Here is a 20,620-nt window from a genome sequence, read left to right as displayed (position 1 = left end):
CCCGCCTACACCGCACGGCGTATGCCGTCCGCCCACGGCACAATGGCGGCGTGACCTCACCCGTGGCCGGACGCCGCTCGAGCCTCATGTGGCTCGCGCCGCTCGCCGTGGCCGTGCTCGTCGCGCTGCTCTGGTGGACGGGGAACAACGGGACCACCGATGGCGGGGGCGACCGGGGTGCCCGGCCCACGGCGACCGCGCAACCCAGCCCGACGGCATACCCCACGGTCCCCGCCACGCCGGACTCGGGACTGGCCACGATCCCGGAGTCGGCCCTGCCCGCCGAGGCGCGCACGACGCTCGACCTCATCCGCATCGGCGGGCCCTTCCCCCACGAGCAGGACGACAAGACGTTCCAGAACCGCGAGGGGATCCTGCCCGAGCAGAAGCGCGGCTACTACCGGGAGTACACCGTCGAGACACCGGGGTCGGACGACCGCGGTGCCCGCCGGATCGTCAGCGGGACCGCCGGCGACCGCTTCTGGACCGACGACCACTACGCCAGCTTCCGGCAGATCAAGGAGGGCCAGTGATGCGCGTTCTCGGAGACCGCGTCGACCTCGAGGGGCTCGTCGCCGACGCCGTCGAGGAGGGGCGACAGGTCCAGGTCGTCCACGGCCGGGCGACGAAGGAGGAGACGCTCGAGGCGTTCTCGGAGGCGCTCAACTTCCCGGAGTGGTTCGGCATGAACCTCGACGCGCTCGCCGACTGCCTCGACACGATCGCCCGCGAGAGCGGCAGCGACTGGGAGATCGTGTGGGACGACGCCGCCGAGCTCCGGCGCGCGGACCCGCGCGCCGCCACCGGGATCGAGTCCGTCCTCGCCGAGCTCGACGAGGTCCACCCGGGCGTCCACGTGACGATTATCGACCGCTGACGAGCGTCTCGAAGGCGCCATCGACCCGCTGGCAGGATGGGTGCGTGACGACACCCAGCGAGACCCGCGTCAACCTGTCCGAGATCATGCGCGCGACCGAGGCCAACCTCCTCGGCACCGTGCACGGCGGCAACATCATGAAGGCCGTCGACAGCATCGCCGGCGTCGTCGCGAACCGCTATGCCGGTGGACCGGCGGTCACGGCCGCCCTCGACGAGATGTCCTTCCTCACCCCGGTCCGGGTCGGCGACATCCTCCACTCCAGCGCGCAGCTCAACTGGGCCGGCCGCAGCTCGATGGAGGTCGGCGTGCGCGTCGAGGTCGACCGCTGGGACTCCAACACCGACCGGGTCCACGTCGCTAGTGCCTACCTCGTCTTCGTCGCCGTCGACGCCGACGGTCGCTCCAAGGCGGTGCCGCCGCTGGAGCTCGAGACCGCCGAGGAGAAGCGGCGCTTCCGCGAGGCCGAGATCCGGCGCGAGCACCGGCTCGCCATGCGCGCAGCGATCGAGGCCTCCCGGGCAGCCGAGGCCCAGGACGAGTCGCGGGAGGGCGCGTGAGCGCGCGCACGGTCGCGCTCCTCGGGTCGACGGGCTCCATCGGCACCCAGGCCCTCGACGTCATCGGCCGCAACCCCGACCGTTTCACCGTCGTCGCGCTGAGCGCCGGCGGAAACGTCGACCTCGTCGCCCGCCAGGCCGTCGACTTCGACGTGCCCCTCGTGGCGGTCGCGTCCGGCTCGGTCGAGGACGTGCGCTCCGCTGTCGGTGCGTATGCCGTGGAGCGGGGACGAACGGCATACGCACCCGAGATCGTCGTCGGGGACGAGGCTGCGGTGAGGGCAGCCGGGTGCGGAGCCGACGTCGTCCTCAACGGCATCACCGGGTCGATCGGCCTGCGCCCGACCCTGGCGGCCCTGGCCGCCGGCTCGACGCTCGCCCTAGCCAACAAGGAGTCGCTCATCATCGGTGGCGACCTCGTGCGCAGCGCGGCGGGGCCCGACCAGATCGTGCCCGTGGACTCGGAGCACTCGGCCATCGCGCAGTCGTTGCGCGGTGGCCGCGCCGAGGAGGTGCGCCGGCTCGTCATCACCGCGAGCGGCGGGCCGTTCCGCGGGCGGACGCGGGAGGAGCTCGCCGGCGTCACGCCCGAGCAGGCGCTCGCACACCCGAACTTCTCGATGGGGAGGGTCATCACGACGAACTCGGCGACGCTCGTCAACAAGGGTCTCGAGGTCATCGAGGCGCACCTGCTCTTCGACATCCCCTTCGACCGGATCGACGTCGTCGTCCACCCCCAGCAGCAGATCCACTCGATGGTGGAGTTCCGCGACGGCTCGACGATCGCCCAGCTCGGACCGCCACGCATGCTCGTGCCGATCGCGCTCGGTCTGTCCTGGCCCGAGCGGCTCGACGACGTCGACGAGCCCTGCGACTGGTCGCTGACCCAGTCGTGGGACTTCGCGCCGCTCGACGACGACGCCTTCCCGGCCGTGCGTCTCGCGCGCCGGGTGGGGGAGGCGGGTGGGACGTTCCCCGCCGTCTACAACGCGGCCAACGAGGTCGCCGTCGACGCCTTCCACGAGGGCCGGATCGGGTTCGTCGACATCGTCCGCTCGGTGGAGCGGGTCGTCGACGCCCACGCGGACGCGCATACTGGGAGTGATGTCGACGCGTCGACCGTTGAGGGAGTGCTCAGCGCAGACGCGTGGGCCCGGGGGCAGGCCGCCACCGAGCTCGGCATCTGAGCCGTTCGTCCGAGACCGATCCTCTGGGACCGTCGCACGCACCACCGGAAGGCACCGAAGGTTTCCCTCATGACCGTTGTCGCGTATCTCGTGGGCGTCCTCGTCCTCGCCGTGGGCGTGGGGGCGTCGATCGCGCTGCACGAGATCGGCCACCTCGTGCCCGCGAAGAAGTTCGGGGTGCGGGTGACCCAGTACATGGTCGGCTTCGGGCCCACCCTGTGGTCGCGCCGCCGGGGCGAGACCGAGTACGGCATCAAGGCGATCCCGCTCGGCGGCTACATCCGGATGATCGGCATGTTCCCGCCGCGCCCGGGCGAGGACCCGACGAAGGTGCGGGTGTCCTCGACCGGGCGGTTCAGCCAGCTCGCCGACGAGGCGCGCAAGGCCTCGCTCGAGGAGCTGCGGCCCGGCGACGAGAACCGCGTCTTCTACAGGCTGCCGGTGCACCGCAAGGTCGTCATCATGCTCGGCGGCCCTTTCATGAACTTCGTCATCGGCACGGTCCTGCTCACCGTCCTCGTCACCGCCCACGGCATCCTCTCGGTGCAGGAGGGCGCGCGGGTCGCCGCCGTCGCCGAGTGCGTCAAGACCGTCGACGAGGCCCGCACCGACCCAAGCTGCGCCGGGGCGCCCGAGACGCCGGCCAACGCCGCCGGCATCCTGCCCGGTGACGAGATCCGCACGATCAACGGCGAGCCCGTCATGACCTCGGCGGACGTCGGTCGCCTCGTGCGCCCCCGCGTCGACCAGCCGACCGAGGTCGTCGTCCTGCGCGACGGTGCCGAGCGCACCCTGACGGTGACCCCGATCCTCAACACGCTCCCGGCCTACGACGACCAGGGCCAGCCCATCCTCGGTGGCGACGGCACCCAGAGGGTCATCGAGACCGGCTACCTCGGAGTCAGCTCGTCGTCGATCCTCGACTACGAGGCGCAGCCGCTGACCGCCGTGCCCGGCATCATCGGCGAGAACCTGTGGCGCACGGCCGGCGCGATCGTCCGCATCCCGCAGAAGATGGTCGGCGTCTGGAACGCCGCGTTCTCCGGGCAGGAGCGCGACGTCGAGAGCCCGATCTCGGTCGTCGGCGTCGGCCGGGTCGCCGGCGACGTGTCCTCCGGCAAGCTCGACGACATCGTCGGGGAGTCGTGGGACGACAAGGCCTGGTTCCTCGTCATGCTCCTGGCCTCGCTCAACTTCATGCTCTTCGTCTTCAACCTCATCCCGCTGCTGCCCCTCGACGGAGGCCACGTCGCCGGTGCGCTCTGGGAGGGCACGAAGAAGGGCTGGGCCCGCCTGCGCGGCCGCCCCGACCCCGGTCACGTCGACGTCGCCAAGGCGCTCCCTGTCGCGTATGCCGTCTCGCTCGGTCTGCTCGTCATGTCGGCCCTGCTCATCTACGCCGACATCGTCAACCCCATCGACCTCGGCGGGTGAGGGTGCCCGGGAAGGCGCGCTCCCGGCATACGGGATACTGGGTCGCATGACTGTTGGTCTCGGTATGCCGTCCCTGCCAGCTCCCGTGCTCGCGCCGCGTCGCAAGACGCGCAAGATCAAGGTCGGCAAGGTCGAGGTCGGCGGCGACGCCCCCATCTCGGTGCAGTCGATGTGCACGACCCCGACGACCGACATCAACGCGACGCTCCAGCAGATCGCCGAGCTCACCGCGGCCGGGTGCGACATCGTGCGCGTCGCGTGCCCGAGCCAGGACGACGCCGAGGCGCTGCCGGCGATCGCGCAGAAGTCGCAGATCCCGGTCATCGCCGACATCCACTTCCAGCCGAAGTACGTCTATGCCGCGATCGACGCCGGTTGTGCCGCCGTGCGCGTCAACCCCGGCAACATCCGTCAGTTCGACGACCAGGTCGGCGAGATCGCCAAGCGCGCCAAGGCCGCCGGCGTCTCGATCCGGATCGGCGTCAACGCGGGCTCGCTCGACAAGCGGCTGCTCGAGAAGTACGGCAAGCCGACCGCCGAGGCGCTCGTCGAGTCGGCCGTGTGGGAGGCCTCGCTCTTCGAGGAGCACGACTTCCACGACTTCAAGATCTCGGTCAAGCACAACGACCCGGTCGTCATGGTCAAGGCCTACGAGCTGCTCGCCGAGCGGGGCGACTGGCCGCTGCACCTCGGCGTCACCGAGGCCGGGCCGGCGTTCCAGGGCACGATCAAGTCGGCGACGGCGTTCGGCGCGCTCCTCTCCAAGGGCATCGGCGACACGATCCGCGTCTCCCTCTCGGCCCCGCCGGTCGAGGAGGTCAAGGTCGGCAACCAGATCCTCCAGTCGCTCAACCTCAAGCCGCGCAAGCTCGAGATCGTCTCGTGCCCGTCGTGCGGTCGCGCGCAGGTCGACGTCTACAAGCTCGCCGACGAGGTCACCGCCGGCCTCGAGGGCATGACCGTGCCGCTGCGCGTCGCCGTCATGGGCTGCGTCGTCAACGGACCCGGCGAGGCCCGCGAGGCCGACCTTGGTGTCGCTTCGGGCAACGGCAAGGGCCAGATCTTCGTCAAGGGCGAGGTCATCAAGACCGTGCCCGAGAGCCAGATCGTCGAGACCCTCATCGAGGAGGCGATGCGGATCGCCGAGGAGATGGGCGAGCCGATCGACGAGGAGTCCGCGGGCGTCCCGAGCGTCACCGTCGGCTGACCTGCCGCTGGGCGTCGCGTCGCGGGGCGCGACGAAATGGCTCGTGCGCCGGGTGGTGGGCAGGGTTGCCGCCTAGGCTGAGCGCGTGCTCCGCACCCGCAGCCCGGTGAGGTCCCTCACCCGCACCGACGTCGACGACGCCCTCGAGCTCTGCTCGCGCAACGTCGCGGCGCACGTCTTCGTGGCCGCGCGGATCCTCGAGACGGTCGCGGCGGGGTCGGTGAGCGCAGTGATGGGCGTGCGCGAGGAGGGGCGGCTCACATCGCTGTGCTGGGCCAGCTCCAACGTCGTGCCGGTCGAGACGACCGCGGCCGAACGGGTGATGTACGCCGAGCGGATGCGCCGGTGGCGGGGGCGCATCGCCTCCCTGCTCGGTCCTCGCGAGGAGGTCGTCGACCTCTGGGACGACCTCGAGCCGCACTGGGGACAGCCGCGCGCCGTCCGGGCTCACCAGCCGATGCTGTCGACGTCGACCCCGCCGTCCGCGCTCGGCATCGAGCTCGACATGCGGGTGCGACCGGCGCGTGCGGACGAGGTCGACATCGTCCTGCCAGCGGCGGCCCACATGTTCACCGCTGAGATCGGGTACCCGCCCTACACGGGGTCACCGCGCAGCTACCGAGGCTCGCTCGCGGCACTCATCGCCCGCGGGCACACGTGGGTGGTCGTCGAGGACGGCGAGGTCGTCTTCAAGACCGACATCGGCTCACTCGCTCTGGGGTGCGCCCAGCTCCAGGGGGTGTGGCTCGCGCCGCACCTGCGGGGGCAGGGGCTGGCCGTGCCGATGATCGCGTCGGTCATGGAGCAGGTCATGGCCGGGCCGGCTCCCCTCGTCTCGCTCTATGTCAACGACTTCAACGCGCCGGCGCTCGCGACCTACGACCGGCTCGGGTTCGCGCCGGTCGGGGAGTTCACCACGGTCCTGCTCTGACCGACCCTCGCTCGGTCAGGTCAGGGGCAGCGGGTGACGACGACGGGCGGGCCGTTGCGGGGGTCGGGGGTGTAGGTCCGTGTCCCGGGTGAGGCGCACGTCGGGCTCGGCGCCGGTCCGCTGGTCCCCCGTGGACCCGTCGATCCCGTCGGACCCGGGGTCGTCGTCGTGGGTGTCGGGGCGCGGTCGACGGGAAAGAGCTGAACCTGCGGATCAGGGGTCGGCGGCGGGTCGGCCGACCGGCCGATGGCTCCGAGCGGCACGCGTCGCCACTGGCCCGTCGTGCTGCGGAGGAGGAGACCGGAGTTGGACGAGGCCGCGGCCACGACCTGACCCTGCGGACCGTCGAGGACGACGATGTCGGAGACGCCGAGGGGCGGCTCGGACCCGCAGCGTCGGTCACCGACCTCTTCCCGCACGGCCGCCAGCTCGCGGCGGTCGACGGCGAACTCGAGCTGCCACGTCGCACCTCCGTCGGAGCTGGTCTCGACGGCCGCCGGGGCGCCCTGCGCGCGGCGCCAGCAACGGCGCGGGTCGCTCGTGGAGCACGCCTCGGTCGTCACGACGTCGCTGTCCTCTGCGAGGCGCTCCTCGTCCAGCCCGCTGAGCTGCTGGAGCCGTCCGGTGTCGTCGATCGTGACCGCCGACCAGTCGCTGGTGACGATCCGGCGCTCGATGCCGCCGTCACCGCCGGTGAAGACGCCCTCGTAGACCGTGACCTCCCGCAGACCGTCGGCGGGGGAGCAGGACGTCGCCGTCGTGGCCAGGACCGCCCCGGGCAGCACGAGTGCGCCGACGGCGAGGGACGACCGCCGCCGTCCAGCCGGGAACGGTCGGGATGCCCGTCCACCTGCGCGCCACGCCAGCAGGAGGGCGGGGAGCGCGACGAGGTCGGTGACGTCGTGGCGGACGAGCGAGGGCAGTGCGAGCGACCACGCCTGGGACGCGACCTCGCTGCCGACGAGCGTTGCCTTGGCGACGGCGAAGAGGACGCCGGTCGACCCGACAGCCCACGCACGGGCGTGAGGCAGCCGGGCCGCCGCCATGGCGAGGGCGAGCAGCGGGGGAGCGACGACGAGCCCGGCGACGTCGCTCAGCTTGCCGGTGAGCAGCCCGGGCCACGCGTCCTTGAGCACCCGGTCGTTGAGGACGAGGACGACGAGCGCGACGAGCGTCGTCGGTGCGCCGACCCAGCGCACCGCCCACGCCACCCCCGACGCACGATCACCCTCCATGCGCAGCCATGATCCGGGCTCACCGGCCCCACCGTGCAGGAATTCGATGAAGCACCGGTCACGATCCAACCACGCTGATGCCCGCGTCCTCGCAACCGGGGGAGATGCACCCCGTTCGTGAGGACCCCCGTCGTCCACAGCTGAGGGCCTGGGGCCTCGGGGTCCACAGGAACCACACCGCAGGTGGCTCCGGGCCACGCGCCGTCCGACGATCGGCGGATGGACAAGGATCAGAGAAGGCGGGTCGCAGTGGGCCTGGCGTCGGCGCACGGCGGAGTCGTGTGCCGCCGTGACCTGCGTGCAGCGGGGGTGCACCGCAACGATGTCCGGACAGAGTGCGGCAACGGGCGCTGGTGGTCGTGGGGGCTGCACACCGTCGCGGTGCTCGAGGTTCCGATGGAGCCGGTGGGCCATCTGTGGCGAGCCGTGTGGGAGTCCGGCCCCGGCGCCGTGCTCGATGGTCCCGCCGCGCTGGTTGCCCACGGCATGACCCACTTCACCCCGTCGACCGTCGACGTCAGCCTGCCGAGGTCGTCAACCGTGCGCGACGTCGAAGGGGTGACCACGCACCAGCGTCGACGGCTCGAGCGGTGGATCCGCGCGGGCGTGCCGCGCCTGGCTCCGGAGTGGGCCACGATCCACGCGGCCCAGTGGGCCTCCACCGACCGACAGGCGGCGCTGCTGGTCTGCCTGCCGGTGCAGCAACGACTGGTCCAGCCCCAGCGGCTGCTCGACACCTGGCTCGGTGTGAGGCGCTCGCCCCGTCGCGCGCTCCTCGGCCAGATCATCCCCGATGTCTGCGACGGCGCACACTCGCTGGGCGAGCTCGACTTCGGAGGATGGTGCCGCCGCCACGGCCTGCCGCCACCCGTGCGACAGAGCCTCCGGTCCGGCCCCTCCGGACGGGTCTACCTCGACGCCGAGTGGGACGGGCTCGTCGTCGAGATCGACGGTGGCCACCACCTGCTGGGGCTCAACCCGACCGACGACGCGCTCAGGGCCAACGAGGTGGCCCTCGGGTCGACGCGGGTGCTTCGCATCCCCCTCCTCGGGCTTCGGCTGGAACCGGACCGCTTCATGCATCAGGTGGCGCGGGGCCTCGGCCTCCCGGTCCTCACATGTGCGTGACATGTCCCCCGTTCGTGAGGACCGGGAGCGACGAGCGAGGGGTCAGCAGCCGCCGCAGTTGTAGTAGAGGATGTCCCAGTGGCTGCCCTCCTTGGCATGGAGGTTGCCGGCCCCCAAGCGGTGGAGCGCGGCACCGTCACTGCGGGTACCGGCATACGCGAAGGTGTTCGTGATGTAGCTGCTCACGCACGAGTAGAGCGAGATGTCGACCTTGTAGCCGTACCAGTGGCTGTGGGTCCCCGAGGCGTGCCCGGTCTCGGTGCCGCCGGTCACGTTACGGCGCACCCGCTGGCGCGCTTGAGGGTGATGACGCCGTCGATCGTCGTCGAGTTGACCTGGTCGAACGACGTGCACGTCGAGAGGGTGCGGTTGCTGCACCCGCCCGACGACGACCACGTGATGCCGGCGGCAGAGAGCTTCGCGGTGGCCTGCGCGTGAGTCAGTCGAAGCCAGCACCTTCGACGCTAGGAAGGCGTCGGCAAGGCCCCGGTCAGCAACGTGTCAGGAACGCCTCAGGAGTTGGTCAAGCCCCGAGACCCCATGGGCGGGAACCCTGCGGCAGGCTGACGAGTTGCCCCTCACAGGACCATCCCCAACCTCAGGAGGACCCATGGCTCGTGGCGTCATCAAGCTCGCCGCCCTCGCCGGCCTCGCCAAGCAGGCCCGTGACTACGCCCAGAAGAACCCCGAGTCCGTCTCGTCGGCCATCGGCAAGGTCGAGTCGACGGTGAGCAAGAAGGTGAGCCCGAAGTACGCCGGCCACGTCGGCAAGGGCGGCAACGCCCTGCGTGCCGGGCTCGGCATCTCCTCGGCCCGACCGGTGGCCGGGCCCACGACCACCCCGCACGACGCGGTCGGCCCGCGCACCGACGGGACGACCCCGCCGCCCCCGCCGCCGGCCTGACCGATGGTCGCACCTGGAACGCGCCCCCGCTGCCCCGGCAGCCGGGGCGCGTTCTGCGATGCTGGCCCGTATGCCGCAGACGACCCCGCCGCTCGACAAGGCCACCGTGGGCCTCGCCACCCTCTTCCTCACCTCGGGCACGACGCACCTCGTGCGCCCCCAGGTCTTCGAGGGGATCGTGCCGCACGTGCTGCCGCGCAAGCGCGCCCTCGTCTACGTGAGCGGCGCCGCCGAGATCGCCTGCGCGCTCGGCCTGCTCCACTCGCGCACCCGCAAGGTCGCCGGGCTCGCGAGCGCCGCGCTGCTCGTCGCCGTCTTCCCGGCCAACGTCCAGATGACCGCCAACCACGCGAAGCGTGCGCAGCGCAAGCAGGACACCGGCTCGAAGGCGTTCCTCGCCGGCACCGTGGCGAGGCTGCCGATGCAGTGGCCGATGATCCGCACGGCGCTGCGGGCGGCCGGTCGTCTCTGACCGTCCACGCCCGGGGCCGCCCACGGCCTACCCTGTCGCCACGGCCGCCTTCGAGTTCCGCCGCAGCACGACCATCGACGCCCCGCCGGCGGTGGTCCACGCACTCGTCGACGACTTCCACGAGTGGGAGAAGTGGTCACCGTGGGAGGACGTGGACCCCGACCTGCGCCGCGCCTACTCCGGTGCCGACTCGGGTGTCGGCGCCCGCTACGAGTGGCAGGGCAACCGCAAGGCCGGCGAGGGCTCGATGGAGATCACCGGCTCGACCCCCGAGCGCATCGCCATCGACCTGCGCTTCCTCAAGCCGTTCAAGGCCGACAACGACATCGAGTTCGTGCTCACGCCCGCCGGCGACGGCACGAAGGTGGACTGGGTGATGCGGGGCAACAACACCGGGCTCGCCGCGCTCCTCGCCAAGGTCATGCCGACCGAGAAGCTCGTCGGCAAGGACTTCGAGAAGGGCCTCGCACGGCTCAAGGCCGCAGCCGAGTCACGTCCCGCCGGCTGACGCCGTCGAGCCGGCCAAGGGGCCGCGCCGACGCTCACGCCTTCCAGCCCAGGCCCGCCTCGCGCAGCGCCCCGTCGAGCATGCCGAGCGCCTTCGGCCCCATCCCGTGCAGCGCCAGCACGTCGGCCCGGCGCCACTCGCTCAGCTCCTCGAGCGTCGTGAGTCCCGCCGCGGTGAGCGCACGCGAGGCCGGGTTGCTCGTGTGCGGGATCTCCGTGCCCATGCGCGCGAGCGTGTCGGCGATGCGGAGCCGGTATGCCGTCGCGAGGGCGTCGAGGTCCGCGCGGTAGTCGGCGATCCGGCACCCGAGCCCGTTGCGCTTGACGAGGATCCCCTCGTCGGCCCAGTGCGGCCGCGCGCGGTCGAGGAGGTCTCGTGGCAGGTCGCCGGCGGCATTGGTCACGCGCCACCACGAAAGGCCGTCGCTGTGACGGGACATGAACGACCCGACCTCGCGCGGGCCGATGCCGACGATCTTCGCGAGGTCGCCGTAGCTGACGACACGACCCCGGGGGACGAGCTCGACCAGGGTGAGGACCCGTTCGATCGTCAGCTCGCTCGCCATGTCGCCAGCCTAGGGCGATCTCGGGCCGGTCCCGCAGAGGTGGCACTCGCCGTCGGCCGAGCGGCGGCTCCGGTGATCTTGTGCCGCCCCGCCGACGCGAGCAGAGTGGGAGGCGACGACGCGCCGGACGCGGCCTCGTCACCCGACCGCCCAGTGCGCCGCCCCGGAAGTCCCCACCACCGAGGAGGTTCACCATGGCGACGGCTCGAGACGTGATGCACGCGGGCACGCAGTGCATCCGCGAGAACCAGACCCTCGACGAGGCCGCGCGGATGATGCGCGACATGGGCGTCGGGTCCCTGCCGATCTGCGGCAACGACGAGAAGCTGCACGGGATCATCACCGACCGCGACATCGTCATCAAGTGCATCGCGGAGGGCATGGACCCGAGCAGCTGCACGGCTGCCGAGCTCGCCCAGGGCAAGGTCACCTGGGTCGACGCGGACACCGACATGACCGACATCGTCGAGATGATGGGGCGCGAGCAGATCAAGCGCCTGCCGGTCATCTCGGACCACCGCCTGGTCGGCATGATCAGCGAGGCCGACCTCGCGAGGCACCTCGACGACGCGCAGCTCAGCACGTTCGTGGAGAAGGTGTTCGCCCGGCCCTGACGACCGCGGAGGCCGGTCGTGCACCTCGCCCGGGACGGTCCGTGCCGACCGCCCGGGCGAGGTACGCGGAATCGGAGTGAACGGCATACGGGGGCGTCGTTATCCTTGGCGGGTTCCCCCCGACCGACACCTGGAGACTCCCTGTGGCCATGCGCATGTCCTCGCTGTTCCTGCGAACCCTGCGCGAGGACCCGGCCGACGCCGAGCTGCCCGGTCACCGGCTCCTCGTGCGCGCCGGATACGTCCGTCGCGCAGCCCCCGGCATCTACACGTGGCTGCCGCTCGGGCTCAAGGTGCTGCGCCGGGTCGAGGCGATCGTCCGCGAGGAGATGGACGCGATCGGCGCGCAGGAGCTGACCTTCCCGGCGCTGCTGCCGCGTGAGCCCTACGAGGCGACGAACCGTTGGACCGAGTACGGCGACAACATCTTCCGGCTCAAGGACCGCAAGGGTGTCGACTACCTGCTCGGGCCGACGCACGAGGAGATGTTCACCCTCGCCGTCAAGGACATGTTCAGCTCCTACAAGGAGCTGCCGCTCAGCCTCTACCAGATCCAGAACAAGTACCGCGACGAGGCACGTCCGCGGGCCGGGCTGCTGCGCGGGCGCGAGTTCATCATGAAGGACTCGTACTCGTTCGATGTGAGCGACGAGGGGCTGCAGGCGTCCTACGACGCGCACCGCGAGGCCTACGTCCGGATCTTCGACCGGCTCGGGTTCGAGTACGTCATCGTCGCCGCGATGTCCGGCGCGATGGGCGGCTCGGCGAGCGAGGAGTTCCTCGCCGTGAGCCCGATCGGCGAGGACACCTTCGTGCGCAACGACAGCGGTTCGTATGCCGCGAACGTCGAGGCCGTCGTCGTGCCCCAGGCCGCGCCGGTCGACGCCTCCGGGGTCCCGGCGGCGCACGTCGAGGACACCCCCGACACCCCGACGATCGAGACGCTCGTGGCCTCGCTCAACGCGAACCACGCGCGCGAGGACGGTCGCGAGTGGACGGCCGCCGACACGCTCAAGAACGTCATCGTCATGCTCGTCCACCCGGACGGGACGCGTGAGCCGCTCGCCATCGGCGTGCCCGGCGACCGCGAGGTCGACGCCAGGCGGCTCGAGGCGCAGGTGTCGCCGGCCGAGGTCGAGGCCTTCGAGGAGAAGGACTTCGCGGCCAACCCGGTGCTCGCCAAGGGCTACATCGGCCCCGGCGTCCTCGGCGAGGAGCGCTCGTCCGGCATCCGCTACCTGCTCGACCCGTCCATCGCCGAGGGGTCCGCGTGGGTCACCGGCGCCGACGAGCACGGCAAGCACGTCCTCGACCTCGTCCACGGCCGCGACTTCACCGCCGACGGCACGATCCAGGCCGCCGAGGTGCGCGAGGGCGACCCGAGCCCCGACGGCGACGGCGTCCTGCACACCGCGCGCGGCATCGAGATGGGTCACATCTTCCAGCTCGGCCGCAAGTTCGCCGACGCGCTCGACCTCAAGGTGCTCGACGAGAACGGCAAGCTCGTCACGGTGACGATGGGCTCCTACGGCATCGGCGTCTCGCGCGCCGTGGCTGCGATCGCCGAGGGCAACCTCGACGAGGCCGGGCTGTGCTGGCCGCGCAACGTCGCGCCCGCCGACGTCCACGTCGTCGCGACCGGCAAGAACCGCGAGCGTGACGGGGAGGTCTTCGAGAAGGCCGACGAGCTCACCGCTGCCCTCGAGGCCCAGGGACTCGAGGTCATCTACGACGACCGTGAGAAGGTCAGCCCCGGCGTGAAGTTCAAGGACTCCGAGCTCATCGGCGTCCCGACCATCGTCGTCGTCGGCAAGTCGCTCGAGAACGGCGTCGTCGAGATCAAGGACCGCCGCACCGGCGAGCGCCGCGAGGTCGCCGTCGAGGCGATCGTCGACGAGGTCGTGCGCGAGGTCCGCGGCGGGGCCGCGGTCGCCGGCGAGGGCGCGCCCGCCGAGGCCCAGGCATGAGCGGGTCCCGCCCCATCGAGGCCGTGATCTTCGACTGGGGCGGGACGCTCACGCCCTGGCACGACGTCGACCTGCCGCAGCAGTGGCGGGTCTACGCCCGCCAGGTCCACGGCATCCCCGTCGACGCGAGCGAGATGCCCGCCGACGAGCTCGCCGAGGCCGACTCGCTCGCCCTGCGCATCCTCGAGGCGGAGGACCGGGCGTGGAAGCGGGGCCGTAGCGACCACTCGAGCGCGACCCTCGAGGAGATCCTCGACGACGCCGGTGTCGACCCCCAGCACGACCGCCACCACCTCGCGCTCGCGGCCTACCGCGGCTTCTGGGAGCCGCACACCCACACCGACGAGCAGGTGCGCCCGGTCTGGGAAGGCCTGCGCGAGAGGGGAATCCGCATCGGCGTCCTCTCCAACACGATCTGGTCGCGCGACTATCACCGCGAGGTCTTCGAGCGCGACGGCGTGCTCCACCTGCTCGACGCCGACGTCTACTCCTCGGAGATCCACGTCGTGAAGCCGCACGCCGACGCCTTCCTCGCCGCGTGTGAGGCGGTCGGCGTCGACCCGGAGGCCGCGGCCTACGTCGGGGACCGTCCGTTCGAGGACGTCCACGGCCCGCAGCAGGTCGGGATGCGCGCCATCTGGATTCCGCACTCCGACATCCCCGTCGACCAGCAGGTCGCCGTCGAGGTCACGCCCGACGCCGTCGCGCACGAGCTGCTCGACGTCCTCGACATCGTCGACGGCTGGTCAGGGTCATGACCGCCGCATGAGCGAGGCGCTCGGCGACGTCGGCCTCACCACGCTCGCGCTCATGGCCCTCGCCGGGTTCGTCGCGGGCTGGATCGACGCGGTCGTCGGCGGGGGAGGCCTCATCCAGATCCCGGCGCTGCTCCTCGGCTTCCCGGGCGCGACGCCGGCCCAGGTCCTCGCGACCAACAAGATCGGCTCGATCGCGGGCACGGTCGCCAGCGCCACGACCTACTGGCGGCGGGTGAGACCGGACCTGCGCACCGCCCTGCCCATGGCGGGCGTCGCCTACCTCGGTGCCATCGGCGGCGCGCTCATCGGGCTGCACATCCCGAAGTCGGCGTTCAACCCGATCATCCTCGTCATGCTCGTCGCGGTCGGCGCCTACACGCTCTTCAAGCCCTCGCTCGGCACGAGCACAGCGCTGCGCTGGGACGGCACCCGCCACACCGTCGTCGCGATGGTCGTCGGCTTCGTCATCGGCATCTACGACGGCGCCCTCGGGCCGGGCACAGGCTCGTTCATGGTCTTCGCGCTCGTCGGTCTCATGGGCTACGCCTTCCTCGAGGCGAGCGCCAAGGCCAAGATCGCGAACTTCGCGACCAACCTCGGTGCGCTCACGGTCTTCGCCCCCGGCGGCCACGTCATGTGGAAGGTCGGCGCCGTCATGGCCGCGGCCAACCTCCTCGGTGGATACGTCGGTGCCCGCACGGCTGTCTCCCGCGGGAGCGGCTTCGTGCGCGTCGTCTTCGTCGTCGTCGTGGCGGCGTTCATCATCCGAATCGGAGGGCAGGTGCTCGGTGTCTGGTGACGTGACTGGTGACAACCCGTCGGAGCAGCAGGTCGAGGACCTGCTCGACCGCCTCGCCGACCTCGTCGACAGCGTGGCCCCGCGTCGCGCCGTGCTCGGCATCGCCGGCCCCCCCGGAGCCGGCAAGACGACCCTGGTGACGCGGCTGCTCACGGCCGTGACGGCATACCCACGCCTGTCCGGGCGGGTCGCGCACGTGCCCATGGACGGCTTCCACCTCACGAACGCCGAGCTCGACGCGCTCGGCAGGCGCGACCGCAAGGGCGCGCCGGACACCTTCGACGCGAGCGCGTATGCCGGCCTGCTCGCCGCCGTGCGCACCGAGCCGCGCGCGGTCGTCACCGCGCCGAGCTTCGACCACGTCGTCGGCGAGCCGGTGCCGGACTCGCTCGTCGTGCCGGTCGATGCCGACCTCGTCGTCACCGAGGGCAACTACCTCCTGCTCGACGACGGTGGCTGGGGTGCTGTGCCGGAGCTGCTCGACGAGGTCTGGTGGTGTGCGCTCGCCCCGGACGCCCGTGTCGAGCGGCTCATCGCCCGCCACGTCGAGACCGGTCGCGAGGTCGCGGACGCGACCGCATGGGTGCTGCGCTCCGACGAGGCCAACGCCCGCGCGGTCGCCGAGGGCGAGGCCCGCGCGGACGTCGTGCTCCTCGACGGCGTCGTCGTCAGCTCTCGGCGACCGGGGTCGTGAGCCAGAGGACGGCGTAGGGCTCGAGCACGACGTCACCGCCGTCCCAGCGCAGGGACGCGCCGGTGATGGCGTCGCTCGACGCGTCGACCCCGAGCTCGTGGGCGCGGTGGCCCGGCCACCGTCGCCACGTCGGCGTGACGTTGTGCAGCGCGACGAAGCGCCCGAGCGGGTGCTCTCGCACGGTGACGAGGACGCCGGGGTCGTCGACCGGACCGACCCGCGACTCGATGCTGCCGTGGAGGTGGGGGAGCGATGCGCGGGCGCGGACGAGCTCGCGCAGGTCCTCGAAGACGCGGGCCGCGGTCGCGGTCGGGTCGTGCCGCGCGTCGTGGCGCTCGCGGTCGAGGCGCGGCCGGTGCGCCCACCGGTTGTCGTCCTCGTGCCCGGGCTCGTCGGCCCAGTCGGGGTCGTTGGGCTGGCCGAGCTCGTCACCACTCCAGATGACCGGGATGCCGCCCCAGCCGAGGACGACGGCGTGACCGAGGCGCAGCGCCCGCGCCGCGAGGTCGCGCTCCTCGTCGGTGCGTGCCGTCGAGAGGCCGACGAGGCTGGCCGCCGTGCCGCTCGTGCGCCCGTCGTCGGTCTCGGGGTTGTACTGGAAGACGAGGCCGTCGGCGTTCGATCCCCACTCGTCGCCGGCGTACCACCGGGTGAGGAACCGCCGGTGCGCGTGGCCGTCGAGGCCGACCGCCGCCGCGTCCTCGTCCTGGATCGCCCAGCCGATGTCGTCGTGGCACCGCAGGTAGGTGAGCCAGGTCGACGTCGTCGGCTTCGTCGGCAGCCGGTCGAGGGCGTGGGCGGCGAGCCGGACGTCCTTCATCGCGAGCATCGACCAGACCTGCACCATGAGGCTGTTGTGGTAGGCGAGGTCGCTCACCTTGCCGGAGTAGCGACCCTGCCCGAGGTAGGCGAGCAGCTTGCTCGGCGCGACGATCGCCTCGGCCTTGAAGGCCACTGCGGGACAGGCGATCCGGGTCACGGCACGCAGCGCCTGCGTGATCGCGTGCACCTCCGGCTCGCCCTGGCAGTCGGTGCCCATCCGCTTCCACATGAACGCGATCGCGTCGAGCCGGAAGACGTCGACGCCGCGGTTGGCGAGCTCGAGGATGATCGCGGCGAACTCGCGCAGGACGGCCGGGTTGGCCCAGTTGAGGTCCCACTGCCACTCGTTGAACGTCGTCCACACCCAGCCGTCGAGCTCGTCGTCCCACGTGAAGCTGCCGGGCGCGAAGTCGGGGAAGACCTCGGGCAGCGTGCGCTCGTAGGCGTCGGGCAGCGTCCGGTCGGGGAAGACGTGGAAGTAGTCCCGGTATGCCGGCTCGCCGGCTCGCGCTCGCGCGGCCCAGTCGTGCTCGCGTGCCACGTGGTTGAGGACGAGGTCGAGCACGAGGCTCACGCCCTCCTCGTGCAGCGCGGCGGCGAGGTCCGAGAGGTCGTCCATGTCGCCGAGGTCCGGACGGACGGCGCGGTAGTCGGCGACGGCGTAGCCGCCGTCGTTGTCGCCCTCGCGCGGCTGGAGCAGCGGCATGAGGTGGAGGTAGGTCACCCCGAGGTCTCGCAGGTACGGGATCTCCTCGACCACCCCGCGAAGGTTCCCCGCGAACCGCTCGGTGTAGGCGGCATACCCGATCATCGACGGGTCCTGGAGCCAGTCGGGACGCAGGATGCGCTGAAGGTCGCGGCGTCGCAGGGCGGGGGAGCGGTCCCGGAACGCCTGTGCCGCAAGGGAGACGAGCTCCTCGGCGAGGGGAATGGCGCCGGTGCCGTGCAGCGAGACGAGCGCGTCGTGGAGGTCGGGCCACCAGCGCTCCAGGCGCAGCATGAACATCTCGCGCAGCTCGGGCGCGACTCCGGCGAGGTCGACGGGAGGCGGCGGGGACGTCGTCACGAGCGCCATTGTGGACCCGTCTGACTCACTGCGCGCGCAGTGCTCGCCCACAGCAGGGCCACAGGCGGCGCCACCACCCTCGAACCATGACCGCACTTCCCCGCCCCCGCGTCGTCGACAGCCGGCGCGCCCCCGGCGCCGCACCCGTCCCCGGCTGGTGGCGGGAGTCCTCCGGGCTCGCCCTCTGGGCGCTGCTCGTCTGGGTGACCTCCCTCTGGGTCCTCCACGGCGGGCTCCACGACCTCACCGGGCTCGCGGACGGGCTCACCTCGCTCGGCCGGCTGACCGGGCTGCTCGCCTCGGCCCTCCTGCTCGTCCAGGTGCTGCTCATGGCGCGCCTGCCGTGGGTCGAGCAGGCCTGGGGCCAGGACCGCCTCGCGCGCACCCACCGCCTCGTCGGGTTCGCCTCGTTCACCCTCATGCTCGGCCACATCGTGCTCATCGTCCTGGGCTACGCGGCGTCCTCCGACCTCGGGCTGTGGGGCACCGTGTGGGACCTCGTCGTCAGCTACCCGGGCATGCTGCTCGCGGTCGCCGGGACTGCGGCGCTCGTCATGGTCGTCGTCACCTCGGTGAAGCGGGCCCGCGCCCGCCTCCGCTACGAGTCGTGGCACCTCATCCACCTCTACGGCTACCTCGGCGCGGGCCTCGCCCTGCCGCACCAGCTGTGGACCGGTCGCGACTTCACCGCGTCGCCCGTCTCGACGTGGTTCTGGTGGACCCTGTATGCCGTCGCCGCGGGTTCCGTGCTCGTCTTCCGGGTGGGCGTGCCTCTCGTCCGCTCGCTGCGCTCACCGCTGCGGGTCGCCGAGGTCCGCCACGACGCCCACGACGTGACGACGGTGACCGTCACCGGCCCGGGCGTCGCTCGGCTGCGGGCGCGCGGCGGGCAGTTCTTCCAGTGGCGCTTCCTCGACGGGCCGGGCTGGACGCGGGCGCACCCCTACTCGCTGTCGGCGGCGCCCGACGGCACCTCGCTCCGGTTCACCGCCGCGCACGTCGGTGACGGCACCCGGCGGCTCGCGACCCTGCGGCCGGGGACGCGCGTCCTGCTCGAGGGTCCCTACGGACGGCTCCACGAGGGCGTTCGCACGAGGCGCAAGGTGCTGCTCATGGGCGCGGGCATCGGCATCACCCCGATGCGGGCCCTGCTCGAGGAGCTCGACGCGGCGCCCGGCGACGTCACCGTCGTGCAGCGGGTGCGGGACCGGGGTGCGGCCGTCCTCGGCGACGAGATCTCCGCGCTCGCGGCCGCGAAGGGTGCCCGGCACGTCGTCGTCGCGGGCCCACGCATCCCCGGCCGCCCGACCTGGCTGCCGGCCCAGGCGTCGCACCTCACGGACGCCGACGCCCTGCGCGACCTCGTCCCCGACGTCGCCGAGCACGACGTCTACCTCTGCGGGAGCCCGGCCTGGATGGAGGCCGCTCGTGCCGCCGCCGTCGAGGCCGGCGTGCCCGACGAGCACGTCCACCTCGAACGCTTCAGCTACTGACCCCCACCTCGACACCGAACCGGAGACGAACCATGCGCCGCATCACCATGTGGGCCGCGAGCACGGTGACGATGCTCGTGCTCCTCTTCAGCTACCACACGTCCACCTCCGCGGGCACGACGACGAGTGCCGTCGCCGCAGCGAACGACGGGGTCGTCGCCGCCGGCGGGTCCGGGTCGAGCGGGTCGTCCGGGTCGTCCGGGTCCGGCTCGTCGGGCTCGAGCTCGTCCGACTCGTCGACCTCCGGTTCATCGGGTTCGGACTCGTCGGGGTCCTCCGGCTCCGCCGGCGCCTCCAGCTCCTCGGGATCCACGACCGTCACCGGCGACGCGGTCTCGACGCGCTACGGCGACGTCCAGGTCCAGATCACGGTGGCCGACGGCAAGGTCACCGCCGTCGACGTCACGCAGGTGCCGTGGCGCGACCACAAGGACCAGGAGATCAACTCGCGGGCCGTGCCGATCCTCAACGAGGAGGCCGTCTCCGCGCAGAGCGCCGACATCGACATGGTCTCGGGCGCGACCTTCACGTCCGAGGGCTACATCCAGTCGCTGCAGTCCGCGCTCGACCAGGCGGGGCTGTGAGCACCCTCGAGATCCCTCTCCGTGCGTCGCGGCACGGGCAGCAGCCGGCCCAGCAGCCGCCCCCGCCGCCCGGACCGTCGCGACGAGTCTTCGTCCACGACGTCATGGGCACCGCGGTGAGCATCCACGTCCGCACGACGGACCCCGACGACCCGGTCCTTGACGCGGCGAGCGAGCACGTGCACTCGCACCTGCGACGGGTCGACCGCACGCTGAGCACCTGGCGCGCCGACAGCGACCTGCTCCGGCTCCAGCACGGCGAGCTCGACGCCGACGCCGCCCACCCGTGGGTCGCCGAGGTCACCGAGCTGTGCCTCGAGGCCGAGGACCGGACCGACGGGCTGTTCCGCGCCTGGCGCAGCCGCGACGGCGGCCGGCCGACCTTCGACCCGACCGGGCTCGTCAAGGGCTGGGCGGTCTCGGCGGCCGCGGCCCACCTCGAGGAGGTGCCCGGCATCGCCTTCAGCGTCGGCGCCGGGGGCGACGTCGTCGTCGGCACCGGCCGCGGATGGGACGGACCGGCGCCGCAGTGGCGCATCGGCATCGAGGACCCCCGGGTCCGTGGCCGGATCGCCGACGTCGTCACCCTGTGCCGTGGGGCCGTCGCTACCTCGGGCGCGGCGGCGCGGGGCGCGCACATCGTGGACCCGCGCACCGGCGCCGGCGTCAACCGGCCCGGCTCCGCGACCGTCGTCGGCCCGGACCTCCTGTGGGCCGACGTCTGGGCGACCGCCGCCTTCGTCGACCCCGCGCGGGCGGGACGCCTGCTGGAAGCCCGCGACCCGGCATACCGGCTCGTCCTGCTCTGACCGGAC

Annotated in this window: 23 protein-coding genes and 1 pseudogene; 20 read left to right on the top strand and 4 right to left on the bottom strand. The window is 72.1% G+C overall.

Annotated features, from left to right (window positions below):
- The first annotated feature begins 50 nt into the window (after positions 1–50).
- From N798_RS04140 to N798_RS04110, 7 genes are all read left to right on the top strand, one after another.
- Positions 51–533 (top strand): guanyl-specific ribonuclease, encoded by a 483-nt coding sequence (locus tag N798_RS04140; RefSeq protein WP_229708693.1) that lies wholly within the window; start codon positions 51–53, stop codon positions 531–533.
- Positions 533–877 carry a barstar family protein gene (locus tag N798_RS04135; RefSeq protein WP_035946558.1) on the top strand — a complete coding sequence of 115 codons (345 nt, stop codon included), beginning with the start codon at positions 533–535 and terminating at the stop codon, positions 875–877. The genes N798_RS04140 and N798_RS04135 overlap by 1 nt, the downstream gene beginning before the upstream one ends.
- Positions 878–921: 44 nt before the next feature.
- Positions 922–1,437, top strand: coding sequence for an acyl-CoA thioesterase (locus tag N798_RS04130; protein WP_035946476.1), 516 nt, complete (start codon positions 922–924; stop codon positions 1,435–1,437).
- Positions 1,434–2,624, top strand: a complete 1,191-nt coding sequence (dxr, locus tag N798_RS04125; RefSeq protein WP_035946474.1) for a 1-deoxy-D-xylulose-5-phosphate reductoisomerase — start codon at positions 1,434–1,436, stop codon at positions 2,622–2,624. The genes N798_RS04130 and dxr overlap by 4 nt, the downstream gene beginning before the upstream one ends.
- Before the next feature lie 69 nt (positions 2,625–2,693).
- The gene (locus tag N798_RS04120) at positions 2,694–4,058 is read left to right on the top strand and encodes a M50 family metallopeptidase (protein ID WP_035946473.1); all 1,365 of its coding nucleotides are present in this window, start codon (positions 2,694–2,696) and stop codon (positions 4,056–4,058) included.
- Positions 4,059–4,104: 46 nt separating this feature from the next.
- Entirely contained in the window at positions 4,105–5,265 is a 1,161-nt protein-coding gene (gene ispG, locus N798_RS04115) for a flavodoxin-dependent (E)-4-hydroxy-3-methylbut-2-enyl-diphosphate synthase (RefSeq protein WP_035946472.1), read from the top strand.
- A gap of 85 nt (positions 5,266–5,350) precedes the next feature.
- Positions 5,351–6,196: a GNAT family N-acetyltransferase gene (locus N798_RS04110; RefSeq protein WP_035946471.1), complete on the top strand. Its 846-nt coding sequence runs from the start codon at positions 5,351–5,353 to the stop codon at positions 6,194–6,196.
- Between the two features lie 20 nt (positions 6,197–6,216).
- Here N798_RS04110 and N798_RS18315 read toward each other — a convergent pair whose 3' ends face one another.
- Positions 6,217–7,431: a hypothetical protein gene (locus tag N798_RS18315; protein ID WP_188450448.1), complete on the bottom strand. Its 1,215-nt coding sequence runs from the start codon at positions 7,429–7,431 to the stop codon at positions 6,217–6,219.
- 219 nt (positions 7,432–7,650) lie between these two features.
- Here N798_RS18315 and N798_RS04090 point away from each other — a divergent pair, with 219 nt between their 5' ends.
- Positions 7,651–8,559, top strand: a complete 909-nt coding sequence (locus tag N798_RS04090) for a hypothetical protein (RefSeq protein ID WP_035946466.1) — start codon at positions 7,651–7,653, stop codon at positions 8,557–8,559.
- Between the two features lie 42 nt (positions 8,560–8,601).
- Here the strand turns inward: N798_RS04090 and N798_RS18630 are convergent, their stop codons facing one another.
- Positions 8,602–8,844: a hypothetical protein gene (locus N798_RS18630; RefSeq protein ID WP_229708696.1), complete on the bottom strand. Its 243-nt coding sequence runs from the start codon at positions 8,842–8,844 to the stop codon at positions 8,602–8,604.
- A gap of 21 nt (positions 8,845–8,865) precedes the next feature.
- On the opposite strand from N798_RS18630, the gene N798_RS18865 reads away from it, so the two are divergent.
- The 4 genes and pseudogenes from N798_RS18865 to N798_RS04070 form a co-directional block, all read left to right on the top strand.
- A complete protein-coding gene (locus N798_RS18865; protein WP_268234568.1) occupies positions 8,866–8,997 on the top strand; it encodes a hypothetical protein in 132 nt (43 codons plus the stop codon).
- A 172-nt stretch (positions 8,998–9,169) separates the two neighbouring features.
- On the top strand, positions 9,170–9,463 hold the full coding sequence (locus tag N798_RS04080; RefSeq protein ID WP_052116893.1) for an Rv0909 family putative TA system antitoxin: 294 nt from the start codon (positions 9,170–9,172) through the stop codon (positions 9,461–9,463).
- Between the two features lie 70 nt (positions 9,464–9,533).
- Entirely contained in the window at positions 9,534–9,935 is a 402-nt protein-coding gene (locus N798_RS04075) for a DoxX family protein (protein ID WP_035946465.1), read from the top strand.
- A 61-nt stretch (positions 9,936–9,996) separates the two neighbouring features.
- Positions 9,997–10,443, top strand: a pseudogene (locus tag N798_RS04070) (SRPBCC family protein); the annotation flags it as partial.
- A 34-nt stretch (positions 10,444–10,477) separates the two neighbouring features.
- Here N798_RS04070 and N798_RS18910 read toward each other — a convergent pair.
- Entirely contained in the window at positions 10,478–11,008 is a 531-nt protein-coding gene (locus N798_RS18910) for an MGMT family protein (RefSeq protein ID WP_084100088.1), read from the bottom strand.
- Between the two features lie 194 nt (positions 11,009–11,202).
- Here N798_RS18910 and N798_RS04060 point away from each other — a divergent pair, with 194 nt between their 5' ends.
- The 5 genes from N798_RS04060 (at position 11,203) to N798_RS04040 (ending at position 15,840) form a co-directional block, all read left to right on the top strand.
- Positions 11,203–11,622, top strand: a complete 420-nt coding sequence (locus N798_RS04060; RefSeq protein WP_035946463.1) for a CBS domain-containing protein — start codon at positions 11,203–11,205, stop codon at positions 11,620–11,622.
- A 149-nt stretch (positions 11,623–11,771) separates the two neighbouring features.
- Positions 11,772–13,589: a proline--tRNA ligase gene (locus N798_RS04055; RefSeq protein ID WP_084100101.1), complete on the top strand. Its 1,818-nt coding sequence runs from the start codon at positions 11,772–11,774 to the stop codon at positions 13,587–13,589.
- Positions 13,586–14,347, top strand: coding sequence for an HAD family hydrolase (locus N798_RS04050; protein ID WP_035946461.1), 762 nt, complete (start codon positions 13,586–13,588; stop codon positions 14,345–14,347). The genes N798_RS04055 and N798_RS04050 overlap by 4 nt, the downstream gene beginning before the upstream one ends.
- A 7-nt stretch (positions 14,348–14,354) precedes the next feature.
- Positions 14,355–15,146: a TSUP family transporter gene (locus N798_RS04045; RefSeq protein WP_035946459.1), complete on the top strand. Its 792-nt coding sequence runs from the start codon at positions 14,355–14,357 to the stop codon at positions 15,144–15,146.
- A gap of 1 nt (position 15,147) precedes the next feature.
- Positions 15,148–15,840: a nucleoside/nucleotide kinase family protein gene (locus tag N798_RS04040; RefSeq protein WP_084100086.1), complete on the top strand. Its 693-nt coding sequence runs from the start codon at positions 15,148–15,150 to the stop codon at positions 15,838–15,840.
- Here N798_RS04040 and N798_RS04035 read toward each other — a convergent pair.
- Entirely contained in the window at positions 15,815–17,737 is a 1,923-nt protein-coding gene (locus N798_RS04035; protein WP_035946458.1) for an alpha-amylase family protein, read from the bottom strand. The two genes, N798_RS04040 and N798_RS04035, sit on opposite strands and share 26 nt — an antisense overlap.
- A 77-nt stretch (positions 17,738–17,814) precedes the next feature.
- On the opposite strand from N798_RS04035, the gene N798_RS04030 reads away from it, so the two are divergent.
- The 3 genes from N798_RS04030 to N798_RS04020 are packed head-to-tail and all read left to right on the top strand — an operon-like array spanning position 17,815 to position 20,614.
- Positions 17,815–19,221, top strand: coding sequence for a ferredoxin reductase family protein (locus N798_RS04030; RefSeq protein WP_035946457.1), 1,407 nt, complete (start codon positions 17,815–17,817; stop codon positions 19,219–19,221).
- Between the two features lie 32 nt (positions 19,222–19,253).
- On the top strand, positions 19,254–19,805 hold the full coding sequence (locus N798_RS04025; RefSeq protein WP_035946455.1) for an FMN-binding protein: 552 nt from the start codon (positions 19,254–19,256) through the stop codon (positions 19,803–19,805).
- Entirely contained in the window at positions 19,802–20,614 is an 813-nt protein-coding gene (locus N798_RS04020; protein WP_229708703.1) for an FAD:protein FMN transferase, read from the top strand. The genes N798_RS04025 and N798_RS04020 overlap by 4 nt, the downstream gene beginning before the upstream one ends.
- The last annotated feature ends 6 nt before the right edge of the window (positions 20,615–20,620 follow it).

The sequence above is a fragment of the Knoellia flava TL1 genome, assembly GCF_000768675.1.
Taxonomy (GTDB): Bacteria; Actinomycetota; Actinomycetes; order Actinomycetales; family Dermatophilaceae; genus Knoellia; species Knoellia flava.
Note: the sequence above shows the minus strand (reverse complement) of the source record. Positions and strands in the feature narration are given on the sequence as shown.

Excerpts from the sequence above, each read along its gene's own strand:
- N798_RS04135 (WP_035946558.1), top strand. The coding sequence starts at position 533 with ATGCGCGTTCTCGGAGACCGCGTCGACCTCGAGGGGCTCGTCGCCGAC.
- N798_RS04120 (WP_035946473.1), top strand. The coding sequence starts at position 2,694 with ATGACCGTTGTCGCGTATCTCGTGGGCGTCCTCGTCCTCGCCGTGGGC.
- ispG (WP_035946472.1), top strand. The coding sequence starts at position 4,105 with ATGACTGTTGGTCTCGGTATGCCGTCCCTGCCAGCTCCCGTGCTCGCG.
- N798_RS18315 (WP_188450448.1), bottom strand. The coding sequence starts at position 7,431 with ATGGAGGGTGATCGTGCGTCGGGGGTGGCGTGGGCGGTGCGCTGGGTC.
- N798_RS04090 (WP_035946466.1), top strand. The coding sequence starts at position 7,651 with ATGGACAAGGATCAGAGAAGGCGGGTCGCAGTGGGCCTGGCGTCGGCG.
- N798_RS18865 (WP_268234568.1), top strand. The coding sequence starts at position 8,866 with ATGACGCCGTCGATCGTCGTCGAGTTGACCTGGTCGAACGACGTGCAC.
- N798_RS04080 (WP_052116893.1), top strand. The coding sequence starts at position 9,170 with ATGGCTCGTGGCGTCATCAAGCTCGCCGCCCTCGCCGGCCTCGCCAAG.
- N798_RS04075 (WP_035946465.1), top strand. The coding sequence starts at position 9,534 with ATGCCGCAGACGACCCCGCCGCTCGACAAGGCCACCGTGGGCCTCGCC.
- N798_RS18910 (WP_084100088.1), bottom strand. The coding sequence starts at position 11,008 with ATGGCGAGCGAGCTGACGATCGAACGGGTCCTCACCCTGGTCGAGCTC.
- N798_RS04060 (WP_035946463.1), top strand. The coding sequence starts at position 11,203 with ATGGCGACGGCTCGAGACGTGATGCACGCGGGCACGCAGTGCATCCGC.
- N798_RS04055 (WP_084100101.1), top strand. The coding sequence starts at position 11,772 with ATGCGCATGTCCTCGCTGTTCCTGCGAACCCTGCGCGAGGACCCGGCC.
- N798_RS04050 (WP_035946461.1), top strand. The coding sequence starts at position 13,586 with ATGAGCGGGTCCCGCCCCATCGAGGCCGTGATCTTCGACTGGGGCGGG.
- N798_RS04045 (WP_035946459.1), top strand. The coding sequence starts at position 14,355 with ATGAGCGAGGCGCTCGGCGACGTCGGCCTCACCACGCTCGCGCTCATG.
- N798_RS04035 (WP_035946458.1), bottom strand. The coding sequence starts at position 17,737 with ATGGCGCTCGTGACGACGTCCCCGCCGCCTCCCGTCGACCTCGCCGGA.
- N798_RS04030 (WP_035946457.1), top strand. The coding sequence starts at position 17,815 with ATGACCGCACTTCCCCGCCCCCGCGTCGTCGACAGCCGGCGCGCCCCC.
- N798_RS04025 (WP_035946455.1), top strand. The coding sequence starts at position 19,254 with ATGCGCCGCATCACCATGTGGGCCGCGAGCACGGTGACGATGCTCGTG.